This is a genomic window from Robertkochia aurantiaca (assembly GCF_020166495.1).
GTDB classification, from domain to species: Bacteria; Bacteroidota; Bacteroidia; order Flavobacteriales; family Flavobacteriaceae; genus Robertkochia; species Robertkochia aurantiaca.
Genome location: NZ_JAINZS010000005.1, coordinates 101,883 through 115,160 on the forward strand (window position 1 = coordinate 101,883; position 13,278 = coordinate 115,160).

Annotated in this window: 8 protein-coding genes; 2 read left to right on the forward strand and 6 right to left on the reverse strand. The window is 41.8% G+C overall.

What is annotated here, in order from left to right; all coding sequences use genetic code 11:
- Positions 1-51 precede the first annotated feature (51 nt).
- The gene (locus K7R10_RS09200) at positions 52-2,463 is read left to right on the forward strand and encodes a TonB-dependent receptor (protein ID WP_224484411.1); all 2,412 of its coding nucleotides are present in this window, start codon (positions 52-54) and stop codon (positions 2,461-2,463) included.
- A gap of 161 nt (positions 2,464-2,624) precedes the next feature.
- The gene (locus K7R10_RS09205; protein ID WP_224484412.1) at positions 2,625-3,341 is read left to right on the forward strand and encodes a hypothetical protein; all 717 of its coding nucleotides are present in this window, start codon (positions 2,625-2,627) and stop codon (positions 3,339-3,341) included.
- Between the two features lie 249 nt (positions 3,342-3,590).
- Here the strand turns inward: K7R10_RS09205 and K7R10_RS09210 are convergent, their stop codons facing one another.
- From K7R10_RS09210 to K7R10_RS09235, 6 genes are all read right to left on the reverse strand, one after another.
- Entirely contained in the window at positions 3,591-4,049 is a 459-nt protein-coding gene (locus tag K7R10_RS09210; RefSeq protein WP_224484413.1) for a DoxX family membrane protein, read from the reverse strand.
- A gap of 1,407 nt (positions 4,050-5,456) precedes the next feature.
- Complete coding sequence (locus K7R10_RS09215; RefSeq protein ID WP_224484414.1) at positions 5,457-6,692, reverse strand: BamA/TamA family outer membrane protein; 1,236 nt, start codon at positions 6,690-6,692, stop codon at positions 5,457-5,459.
- Positions 6,693-7,890: 1,198 nt separating this feature from the next.
- Positions 7,891-9,165, reverse strand: a complete 1,275-nt coding sequence (locus K7R10_RS09220) for a DcaP family trimeric outer membrane transporter (protein WP_224484415.1) — start codon at positions 9,163-9,165, stop codon at positions 7,891-7,893.
- A gap of 236 nt (positions 9,166-9,401) precedes the next feature.
- A complete protein-coding gene (locus K7R10_RS09225; RefSeq protein ID WP_224484416.1) occupies positions 9,402-10,532 on the reverse strand; it encodes a DcaP family trimeric outer membrane transporter in 1,131 nt (376 codons plus the stop codon).
- A gap of 286 nt (positions 10,533-10,818) precedes the next feature.
- Positions 10,819-11,754, reverse strand: coding sequence for a hypothetical protein (locus tag K7R10_RS09230; RefSeq protein ID WP_224484417.1), 936 nt, complete (start codon positions 11,752-11,754; stop codon positions 10,819-10,821).
- A 44-nt stretch (positions 11,755-11,798) separates the two neighbouring features.
- On the reverse strand, positions 11,799-13,064 hold the full coding sequence (locus tag K7R10_RS09235; RefSeq protein WP_224484418.1) for a DcaP family trimeric outer membrane transporter: 1,266 nt from the start codon (positions 13,062-13,064) through the stop codon (positions 11,799-11,801).
- Positions 13,065-13,278: the final 214 nt, after the last annotated feature.

Here is a 13,278-nt window from a genome sequence, read left to right on the forward strand (position 1 = left end):
GTCCTCATCCATCAAGGGTTTGCTCAGGAAAGAGAACCTCTTAGGTCAGTTTTGAAGACCCTGGAGTCCCGCTATGAATGCCGTTTTTCTTATGCTGATGAGCAGATTAAGGATTTTCTGGCTGTCACACCATCGTCTACCCTTTCCCTGGAGAAAGCTATTGACGATCTCGTTGAGCAGACCGGTCTGAAATTTCAGATGCTTGATAGCCAAATCATCACTATTTCCCCTTCTGATAATCGCCCTGAAGATATATGCGGAACAATTCTCAATCATGAAGGTCAACCCCTGCAGGGTGCTGAGGTCAGAACTCGTAATCAAAGGATCTTTACTGGTGCTGAAGGCGAATTCAGGATTTCTCAACTAAACCCGAAAGATACCCTGACCATCACCTATTTGGGGTACAGGCCCCTGAAACATCCTGTAATTTCTATTTCCACCCCTGAATGCAAGGAGTACGTAATGGAGATGACGACTGAGCCCTTACAGGAGATCATCTTATACAATTTTCTTACCAGAGGTATCACCTTAAAAGGCAATGGAAGCCTTCAGGTTGACGCATCACAATTTGGCATCTTGCCCGGCTTAACCGAGGCCGACCCCTTACAGACCGTGCAAACCTTACCAGGAATTAACAGCACCGATGAAACCGTTACCAATATTAATATTCGCGGAGGCAGTCACGACCAGAATTATATCACCTGGAATGGAATACCCATGTATCAATCAGGACATTTTTTCAGCTATATCTCGGCTTTTAACCCAGACCTTGTTAAGCAGACTACCCTGGTAAAGAATGGCACTTCTGCTGCCTACACGGGAGGTGTTTCAGGGAGTATCTTTATGGATACAGGTACAGAAACAGACAGCTTGTTATCAGGTAGTGCGGGCTTGAATCTCATCAGCGCTAATGCTGCTTTGAATATTCCCCTTGGAAAAAAGGCTTCCTTAAAAATTGCAGGACGAAGGTCATTTAATGACCTGTTCCGATCCCGGGCCTACCAGAATTATTTCAACCAGGCCTTCCAGAATACAGAAGTCGTTACCAATAGTGACAATATTATTGAGGCCAGTGATTCCTTCCGTTTCTTTGACCTGGGGGGAGTACTGAATTTTACTCCCGGAAGCAAGGATCACCTAAAGACCGGCTTCATGATTATGGATAATAATTTTTCATTTTTAGAAAATGCCTTCGTGAATAATGTGGAGCAATCCCGAAGGAGCAACAGCTCCCAGCGAAATACCGGCGGTTTTCTCAACTATCAAAGATCCTGGAACCAAAATCTTTCAACCAACTTGAGCACTTACCATGTTCAATATACATTAGAAGGGCGAAACGCTGATATTCTGCAGGATCAGTTGCTCATTCAAAAAAACGATATCTCAGATACCGGGATAAAGCTGGAAGGTGAATTGAAAGCAGGGTCTGAGTTCCTTTTAAAGATCGGTTACGAGCTGAATCATACCCGCGTACAAAATACCGATACCCTTCAGGGAGGTAGTATCTCAACTGAAGTCGACCAGGAGATTACAAGACATGCGATTTATACTGAAGTATACCGGGATCTCTGGAGGGGAGGTTCGCTAAGTCCGGGAATACGTCTTAATTATCTGAAACAACCTGAGCTTTTTCTGGTGGAACCCCGTATGAATGTCATTCAAACTTTAGGAGATTTCGGTTCCATAAATCTTTTAGCGGAAATAAAAAATCAGGTGATAACACAGGAGATTGACCTTCAGACCGATTTCCTGGGGGTGGAGAACAGGCGTTGGTTTCTCGCTGATGAGCCATTCAGACCGGTACTGAGAAGCAGGCAGCTTTCCCTGGGATACAGGTACAAAAATGGCCCCTGGAAATTTCATGCCGAGGCGTACCTGAAAAAAGTAGATGGTATTAATGCCCGTAGCCAGGGGTTTACCAATGATTTTGAAGGGGTCAATACCCAGGGAAATTATTATTCCGAAGGTATTGACATGATCCTGAACTATCAATCCAATATTGTTAATGGCTGGTTGAGCTACTCTCTCTCTGATACCCAATATGATTTCCCTTCCCTGTACCCTGAGCCGTTTCCCGGTAATTTCAATATCACCCACGCTTTTACCTCAGGCTTAGGTTACACCTGGAACCGATTATCAGCATCGCTGGGAATGAATTGGCGTTCGGGCTTACCCACGACTCTGCCTGTCCAGGGTAACGAAGTAACAGACGGAGAAATTAATTATGAGGCTCCTAATAGCAGGACACTCCCTTATTACCATAGAATCGATGCTTCTGTCAATTATGTTGTTAAGTTAGGCAGGAAAGGTGATCTAAGGCTAGGAGCTGCCGCCTGGAACCTATTCGACCAGGAAAATGAAATTCTCAGGTATTACCGGTTTACAGATATCAATTTTCCCCAACGCGTATCAAGGTTTGGGTTGGAACGTACCATAAATCTGTTCGCAAAATTTAAATTTTAGAGCTATATAAAGTACTTATTTACCACAATGAAAAATTCCGGAAGTGTGAAGAAAAAGTTAGTGAGCATGGGGTAAAATTCTCCTTCCGGGTTGTTTAAGAATTACAGAGGGTTTACCTTAACTATATATTTAAATACACAATAAATCGAAGATAAAAAATCATGAAAAAATGTATTCCCATAAATTGGATCTACTTATATGCCATGGCCATTTTCTCCCTTGTACTGGCCAGTTGTTCCAGCGACCTGGAAGACGTTGGGTCGGGTACCGCAACGCTTGAAGTATCGGCCTCCATTGTGACAGCGACTCAGGCTAAAAATTTAAATGTTGAGAATAAGTTTTCCGGAAACCTCACTTTTTCTTCCGGCTATATTTGGGTGAGTGCAGTGGAATTTGACGGAACCCTTGAAAGAGGTTCATCTATAAACAGGAGGGTCGAGCGGTTTTCAAAGATCGACTTTGTTACAGGAGAGGGCGTTCCCCCTATAGATGATGTCATCATTCCTGCAGGATCCTACTCATATGTCAACATCGAAGCCGAGCTGAGAGATGAAGATACGCAACCGGCCATAGTTATGGAGGGATCTTATACCCGAACAGACGGCAGTACCGTACCCGTTCGGTTTGAGTTTAATTCAGGAGAAACATTTGAGGCAGAAACCGAACAAACAATTAACCTGGCTGAGGATTCTACGGTGATCGGTAAGATCATCATCGATCCATATACCTGGTTCGATACCGTATCTGTGGAATTGATGGACAATGCTGCTGTCAACGCCAACGGAGTTCTTCTCATTACAGAAGAATTCAATGAAGATATCTATGATCTTGTCGCAGATGGATTGGATGAAAGTACAGAGTCTGAGTTTATCAACTAAATGATCTGATATAAATTTGTTTCCAAACGCTCCGATTGGTGACGTGAACTAATAGAAATATGAGACTGATATCTATATTTTGATTTTATTTCACATACTGATACTGAGGTCCCCGCGATAGAGATACCCGAAGTCAAGAAAAGGAAATATTCAAAATTAATAACCCCCAAATAAGACTAGGTTCGACATACAGTCATCCCGACCAAAAAACCGACAGTTTCCTGTCGGTTTTTTTACAATACTGAAACGCTATTTTTTATTCGTTGCTCCAATTACAATGGCTGCTGATAAAAGAACCAAATTTTTAATGATGTACTGACCTAACAAGGTGGGCACCAGGACAGATTCAGAAAAAGTCAGTTCGGGAAAGAGAAAAAGGGGTGACATGGTTCCCAGAAGCTGAATATACAATAAGATCAAAACAAACCTCATCAGTCTGTTTATAAGGAGTCCAATACCGATCAGACATTCCACAAAGGCTAATAATGGGATTGATAAAAATGGTTCAATATATCCGAAGGTCAGTTTTAAGATTGTTTTACCTGCTATATCCTCGGCAGAACTCAAAGCAGGAAAAAACTTCAGAACTCCAAACCAAATGAAGATAATACCTAAAGAAACTCGGAGATAAAAAAGACAGTTTGATGAATTATCCAATTCAGAAGAGACTTCATTTCTTTGTTTCTTTCTTAATTCTGTTATAAGCATCAATAAAAATTAAGTTTCAAATACAGACTTCAACCAGCTCTTGTTGGCATCTAATTCAGCCCCTTTAGTCAGTTCTCAACCTGATTAAAAAGGTTCAGATGGTATGTATCTTTATTATCGATATCGCTAACTCGATTTGCTGATGATCACAGCTTACCATCCGGTAAAAGTAATTGCCGTTTAAGAGTCGGATTAAAAGTAGTAGTATTAAAGTGCGGGGAGATTAATTAAGAGTAAACGGCAATTAATGAAAGATTAATTCGATTAATAATGAGTTAATAGTATCACACATTTTATTAAACAGTCTCTTCTTAATAAAGCAAAAAATAAAAGCAGGAAGCATCATGACCTTTTCTTCATATTCATCGGACTTTTGACTTCAGGTATCCTGAATTGGATCGCTAAAAGGAATTATCCCGCTCTAAAACATCGTGTATCTTTTCGATAAAATCCCCTTCTGCCAAGATTTTTCAATACACTTAATTTAAGTATAACATAACACCCACTTACCTATTTACCTACTTACCTATTTACCTACTTACCTACTTACCTACTTACCTACTTACCCACTTACCCACGTACCCATTTTCCCGTCTCCGATCCAATTCGTAATTAGGGTAAAATAAGATTCTATGAAGGCAATGGTTCTTACTCAAACACATAATCTAAGTGAAGATTCATATTCCCTGGAAGAAAGGTAGAGGCCGCAACCGGAACCCTGCCTGAGGGAGAAGATCCTGGAAGATTACAGGGTGAAAGGGACTGATCTAAGCTATGCGATTAATTAAATAACGCACACCCCATTTGGATCATGAGCGGGGTGAATACCAAAGCAATAAAATTGGTTATTTGTTATTGGCCACTTTTATGTTAGACTACATCGAGTTTGGTATTAAAAGCTATATGGAATGGTAATAATGAAAATCCGACAGCAAGCGCCAGCTCGGCCCATGAAAAGGCCATGTAATGCAATCACCTGCTCAAGGTAAATCCCCCCCTTTCCGTCAGTGCTTTAGCGCTGCCACCTTCCCCCGATTGGGGGAAGGAGACCGATATTTATTTCTATTTTTCGTGACTAGTAATAACCCTCGGAATATATTCATATAAAATCAAACAGAAGGGTGGGTTCCCACCCGGCCAGCCGCCCCCTTGTCTGCTAAAAGGCAGGTTCGTTAAAAAGATATATCTGTCGATTTTATTAAGCGCGGCCTGTAAGTGCCCTCCGTACCCTGGCATTTATCACAGATTGTCGAAGTGAGGTGAAACAAAAAGATTCCTCGCCCTGCGGAAACATGGTCAATCCTTTTTCAACGACTGGATAACAGATACATCTCAAGAGAAAAAGAGAGAAATCAGTGAATATCCCTGGTCATTCATCTTTCAGATTATATATATGCTTTTTTCAAGCTAAAAATACTCGTTCAAGCCGAAATAAAATGCTCCTTTACCATCGGTTCCTATTCCATAATCACAGGTAATATTAGAGCGTGTCTCCTTATTCATCATAAAACGTAAACCAAAACCAAGACCCGGTTTTAAATATTCCAAAAGACGGGTATTAAGGTCGGAAGCTGAGGCAGAGGTCATATTGGCAAACAACACCCCTCCCATATGGTTTGGCTGCTTATTCAGGAAGGGGATTTTAACCTTTAGCGGCAGTCTGAACCGGTATTCGACTTCTGAATAAAACAGGTTCTCTCCACGAAACCTGCCCTGTGGATAAGCTCTGCCTGATCGGCTGAACTGATCCCATCCTATCGCAGGAAGCCCCATATAAGGCAGGCGACCACTGGTCATGAAACTTGAATAGAACCAGAGGGCAATAATATTGCGGGGCACCTCTTTATTGACCGAGAAATAATCCCGGTATTCCAGCCAAAGAGAGGTGGCATTACGACTGCTTCCAAGCCAGGTAGGCAATACCCTGAATTGCAGAAAAGCATACCGGCCCTGAACCGGGTTGTTGATATTATCTCTTGTGTCAAACAATGCATTTACACTTAGACCGGAGACCACATAATCTTTAGGGTTAAAATCATGTAATCGGCTGTAAGCAAAGTGATTCGTAATAACAGGCGGTTCTTCTGAAAGATCGAGCAAATCGTCTTCTATTTTGCGATACTTATCCAGGTGGTAACCTATCCCGAAATAAAAACCGCCTCCAATCTGTCGCAAAAAGGTCTCGTGAATACGCAGCAAACGGAATTCCATAAGTTCAGCCTGGTTCACCCCATCTCTATAGTCTCCAAGCTCAAAACCATCTCTTTCTTCATTGAGAAGAATATCAGACTGAGGTCCGGTACCCAGGCCATAGGTAGGCTGGGAAGAGAGCATATAGCGCCAGTCACCCATCAGTACCCATTTATCGTGTCTGGTATAGATGTTACTGCGCAAATTGATCACCAATTGCTTAAAGGACGAGTAAGTGACCGACACTATGCCCGAAGAAAGCCGGGTGTCCTCTTTATTGCCAAGAAGCATGTTTCCTGTACCGGAAGCCCCGAAAACAAAACCATAGGCCGGGTCATAACTAATAACCGGTAACGGAATTAAATAGAGCTTATCAGATTTTAAAGCATTATCTCCCAGGGTATAAGATGACTGGGACCATAGAAAGGCAGGCAATATAACACATAACACCATAAGCAAATAGCGTCTTGTACTATTTGATCTCTTTAGTCTATATTGAACATGTATTAATCTCATGCGTCGAGTTACATAATTCTTCCAGCCTGGCGGTTATAGAGAAAGTTGCGGAAGCACCAGGGTGCTTACTATACCTTTCTATATCTGATTCAATACCCCGGTAGTAATTACTCCTGATCATAGCTGTAAACAACAAACCATGATGTCTCAGTTCCTTTGCCAATATTGGTTCTTCCACTTACTATGCTCTAAGGGGTATGATAAAGTGATATCATGAATATCTGTGAATACAACCGGGAGCCAAACAGCTATATACCAAAAAATAAAGCCGCACCTGTTTCTACTCCTGATCAGTCGTTTCCTTTTTTAATGAAAGTAGTAATAAGTTACCTAAACTCCTTTTAATTCTGTGATGCGTTAACCTGACACGATGAATAGTAACTCCCTAAATACTATATTGTAGACTATTCAGGGATGCACTAAGAAGAGATTTTTAATCCTCCTCCTTGTCAGATTTATTAATTCCCGAAACGATTCCTGGTACCAATCGATATATCAATTCTTCCATTTGTTTCATGATCACCTTCCATTTAGACATATATATTCCTATAAAAAATAAGGATATAGCGTCTGATATATGAACCAGGTGAAATGATTTAAGAATATAGGGTCCCAGAAGCAAACGAATCAACAGAAGAAGCATGTAGATAAGGATGCCAAAAATGTTTGATCTTAATTTAAAAGAATATTGCTCGGGATCGAAATACACTCGAAAACTATATTTATACAGATTTCCCACAGTGCGACCAAGGGGCACAAAAAGAATATAATGTAAAGGAATGGAATACACGAAGGAATCATATAAAATGATACATGAATAAAAAAGAATTAACAGTCTGAATACCAGTCTCGAAAACCTTATTCTTCGATCAGCTATTTTATTCAGGATGTCCTTCTTATTACTCATAACTCAACATAAAGCCCTTCTGGTATTATTAATTCATTTACTCGTGATTTTCATAATGACTATCTGGTTCAGGTGAATATCGGTAGATATCTAGTTACTCAGAAGCCATCTGTCCGGTAAGATCACTGATCTTCAGGTAACAGATAAAGCCTTTATTGTTGGAACATCTTAGATGAAACAAGGGTTGAAAAGGAAAAATTAAATCCACCTCATAGCTGTGAGAAGATTTTAAAACTCAAATTTCATCATGGTTTGTATTCTTCGGGCATTGCCGTATGCATCGTTAGAGGTACGCTGTTCGCCATAGATAAATTCTACGCCTCCTGAGATATTTTTTGAGTACCTGTAAATCAGGTTAGCATGAGCAATTCCACCATCCTGCAATGAGAATGGCTCTCTGGAATCCGGCACATCCAGCCACCCGTAAGCATAGGAGAAATTGGAAGACCACTTTTCGCTCCATTTATGCATACCTCCCAAAAGAATGGAAGCAGCCGGTATGGTTTCAAGATTACCCTCTGAATTAAGTACAGCGTTTGCACTACTTCCGGCAAAAGCCATGATATTTTCTCCCGCTCCTTTGCTCACGCTCAGATTCCAGGTGAAATATGTTCTTTTACCAAGATACTGGCGCCCGGCTACCACAGCTGACCATTGCCCGGCTTGCGCCCGCGGCCCTTCAGCTCCCCCATCCCAGCGTAATTGCCCGATGCTGGATCCCAGGAACAATATACCATCTCCCCAGCTAAAATCTGCCCGCGCCACCAACAGCGGTAATTTTGCAGAAGCTTTTCCGGGTAAATCATCAGCATTTTCGATGCCCAGAAAATCCAGTTTCTCCAGACCTAATGCCAGTTTCACGTTATCGTTTAATTGCTTTTGGTAACGAATTTGAGTGGTCCTTCCACCGAAAAGAGCATCTCCCGCAGCAAAATCTATCAAGAATGGCAGGGACTCAAGGAAAGAAAGGGTTGTCCAGGTTTGTCCGATGATAAAATCACCCACAACAAAATAAGCATGACGTAATCGTAAACGATTCTGGTCGTTCCAAAAGTCTGCCTCGATAAACAACTGCAGTGGAAGTTTACTTGTCTTATTATTTCTGATATCAAAGTTAAATCGTGTCTCTCTTGCAAACAGGTTGATATACCCTTCATCATTGAATTCGGGTTCGCCCTGGACCGGTATAGTGGCCATGAGAAATTGGAAGTTGTCGGTGGTACCGTCGAAATCATAAAGCAGATCTGCTTTCACATAACCGCCAATCTTCATCCTGAAATCTGTTCCAAACATAGGCCAGGAACCGGGAAATTCTGAATTCGTTAACTGCTCCCCGGTAGACAACCTTGTCTTTTCCCGGATATCACCATGGGGTACGATTTTCTCATTCAGGTTGAGTGAATCCTCGATGGCAACCGGTTTTTCCTGAGCGGAACCATGCATGATTGTTAAAAGAACAATGAGAAATGCAGAGAGTCGAAAGTGGGCGAGTGAAATTCTCATAAACTTAAAAATGAGATGATAAAAGAACAGTAAAAATGAAAATAGGAAATTAAGGCATGTTATCATTTCAAACTAAAAACTCCGATAAAAGCCATTTTTTATACCATTAGAGTTGTTTTTTCAAATGTTTAACAGAACAAAACACAGTATTTATATGGATCTCAATTAAAAAATGCTGAATCTTATTTGGTCTTTGTCTGTAAAACTGTTGAAAGTAATTGGGCATTGGTTTTACGTTAAAAACTGTACTTGACCATGGCCTGAAGTCTTGCTGCATTACCAGAAGCCAGGCTCACATTTCGAATCTTACCCCAGGCATACTCAATGCCCCCCAGGGCATTCTTATCTATTTTCCAGATAAAATTAAAATGTCCCATACCGCCGGTTTTTAGTGTTTCTTCCGGCCTGAAATCCAAATTCCCTCTCCTCAAATAGGCATAAGCAATATTGGTACTTAACCAGGAATTGATCTGGTACCCCGCTCCAACAGCCGAGGTGATGGCATCCTGAATATCCAGTTCTCCTGAAGGCAGCAAGACGGCATTTTCGTCGGTACCTCCAAAGATGAGAATTTGATTAACCAGTCCGTAGTTATACGAACTATGCCAGGTTGCAAAGAGACGATCTGTAATTTTCTGTCGTCCGTTAAACACCACTCCCCAACCTATTGCCCGGGCATCCGGCCCCTGGTCCAGACCATCCCATCGCAACTGCTGGATCTGTCCACCTGCGATGATCATCCCATCCTCACGCTCGTTAGTGATCCGGGCTGAAAAAATGGGAAGCACCGGCATCGTTTCCCCTCCCAGCTGGTAGAGATCGGCAATACCACTTAATCCCGGCATCTCTAGGGCAAGTCCGAAATTAAAGTGCGGTGACAGTTCATCTTCAAAACGGATCTGTACAGCCCGCCCCCCGAAAAGGGCATCTCCTGACGAAAAATCCATTATAAAGGGAAAAATCCTGAGATCAGAAAGGTTGGTCCAGGTTTGCCCCAGGGTCCACTTCCCGTATTTGATAAAAGCATGCCTGAGGCGGGGCACCCCCGCTGGAAGGGATTCGTCAAAGAAGTCGAATTCAATAAACACTTTTAAGGGTCTTCCCGACTGTGTTTTCCGTCGCAGATCCAGGTTAAAACGGGTCTCCCTGACGTGGAAGTTAAAGAAGGGGCCCTTTGCCGCCTCCGGGGTACCATCGAATGCGATCTGGCTCATCAGTAATTGATTCCGGCTTCCGGATCCGTTAAAGTCATAGATCGCATCCATTCGAAAATACCCGCCAAATTTTATATATAATCCTGTATTGGGAATCTGAAGGGCTCCCGGAAAATCTGTAATACCCAAACTGTCTTCCGGAGAAGTTCTCAATTTTGAATATTGTTCTTGTGGGTATACTACTGAAAAACCCAGTAGACAAATAATCCAAAAGCAACTCTTTATGATGTCTCGAAGCGTTTTATGATTAAGCATTTGTGAAATATGGAGGTTAGATTAAGTCAGAGTCAGGTAGATCATACTCAATAAAATACAGCCAAATCTGATCCAGTTAAAGACTAATTTAGCTTTTTTTCTTGAAATACTTTTTTCCCATCACCGAATTCAGAAAGAAACAATAGATATTTTCTTTTCCGAAAACAGAGGCATTACGATTGCCCTACCAGGGCAAAGGAACGACTCTTGCTACCTGGAAGCGAATTTGGTGCTTGGGTCCGAAATTCTCAGGACTTACCACGTAATACCAATACTGCAGCGACAACTTCAAAGGGTTTTTTCCGACTTTCAAGGTTTTTGATATACCAGTACCCAGGGGTAATGTCAATCGGTTACCCGACTCAGCCCTGTGATTATAAGTAAACAACGGTTGTGCCTGGATTTGCCAGGCATTTTGCAGGTTTATGGTATAGAAATACTGTCCTGAGGTCACACTAAGTGTATTATTTACCATAGGTTGGTTGTCGGCTAAATAAACGTCATTAATAAAGGCGAAGTCGCTGGGTGTAGTGATCAGATCGTGGGCATCGACCGAATTTTTGTTCAAACTCCAGGAATGCGTAGCCAAAATCCCTACCATACCCCAGGAGGTGTTTTTTCCAACGAAGAATTCAGGGCCAAGCATCCATCTTCCGGTACCCAATCGTTTATTGGTCGCCGTCGGAGTACTTCCTACGATGCCTGCCACAGTGATCCAACCACTCTCCCAGGTTATCCCGTATGCCAGGTCAAAACCTATATCACCCAAATCGACACCTTCACTTTCAAACTGCCCGCCCTCTCCTATAACCGGTTGAGTGAAAATTACCGGAATCAGGGGCCTGAAGAAGATATTATGACCGGGTTTGATCACATAGGGAAGACTCGGTTGAAAATTAAGCTTAAAGGCATTCTGTGAATTCGCTCCCTCCAGGTCACCCCCGTAATGAATGTAGTCGATCGGAAAGGCCAGGAAACCTATTGATGCATTCGGATTAGCCATGCGTCTGGCCACCTCATCCATACTTTCTGTTTCTTCTTCTTCCTGCTGACTGTAAACCAAATTATTCGGTACAGACAGAAGGATCATTGATATTAGTATAAAATAAAGTCGCTTCATAATACATTAATTTTAAATTGGATACATTATTAGAGTTTATAGTATTAATTAATTATATATTTGATCATGGCCTGAACCCGATGTGCTTCTCCATAATTATCATCTACATTGGTACGCCTGCCATACATGTATTCTATGCCTGTATTGATTTTGTTCATAGGTGACCAAATAAGATTTATGTGCGCCACCGTACCACTCTTCATTTTATTATCACCGCGAAATTCGGAGGGGTCGAGGGTCGCATAACCTCCATTGATATTTGCTTTTAACACCTCTGAAATATTATAGTTATATCCAAGACCTAAATTAATGACATCCATCGTATCCAGGTTGTTATCAGGTGTCACCACAGCAGAACCATCATTTAATAATGTGAGTATGTTGCTGCCGTAGCCATTACCGAAAGAAGCCAGCCAGTACATAAAATGCTTTTTCTTTCCAAAATATTCCCTGCCGCTGAAATTAAAGCCCCAACCCAATGCGGTTGTGGGCTCTTCAGGACCCTCAGGGTCCCAACGAAGTTGAAACAGCTGCGCCCCCAGTAAGAGCCGACCTCCCTTTTTGGTCATCTTTGTAATCCGGGTAGCAAGTAAAGGCAGGTTAGCACTAGGCTGTCCCAACTGTGACTCGGGATCTATACCCTGGTATTCCAGCATTTCAATACCCACAGCGTATTTTACCTGATCATTGATTTCGTCTTCCCAACGTATCTGAGCCCTTCGGGTCCCGGTCACCGCATCACCAACTCCGAAATCTATAGTAACCGGAACAGCGAATACATCGGTATTGGTACCCCAGGTTCGGCCAATCAGCAGACGCCCCAAAACACCATAAGCATGTCTCAGACGTGGGGTCTGATTAAAAGGAGCCCTGTCGAGATTGTAAAAGTCTATTTCCACGAAAATACGGTAAGGCACATTTTTGTTGGTTTCCCCCCTGAAATCAACATTAAACCTTGATTCTCTTGCAAATAAGTTCATGTAACCACTTTGTTCAGGCCTCCCGTCTCCGGGCACCTGAACATTTGATAAGGTTAACTGAAATCGGTCATATAATCCATTGAAATCTTGTAAATAATCGATCTTCACATATCCGCCAAATGACATACGTGCCTTTGCGCCGAATATGGGCCAGGAATTGGGAAAACTGGCATCGATCAAATCCTGACCCGTATAATCGATCATATTATTTCTAAAGTCATCGATACGATCGCCTTGTACTGAAACTGTGTCCTGATCCTGTACCTGAGCCTCTACACCAATAAAATTTAAAACAGACATTAATAAAAGAGTCGTTCTTTTTATATTCATGTTGATGAGTTTTTAATTCAATTATTTTATTTCCAGCCTATATTGCTAATCAAATAACTGAGCTGTATTACGTACATTTCTGTTCTGGAACAAACAAACAGGTTTATAAAAAGACTAAAAATTAGTTTTGATCTCTATTACCCATTCTCTCTTAATGCCTTCTGAGAGTATCCTTTAAATCACCCCCAAAATCCGTAATAAATGTCCTTCAATG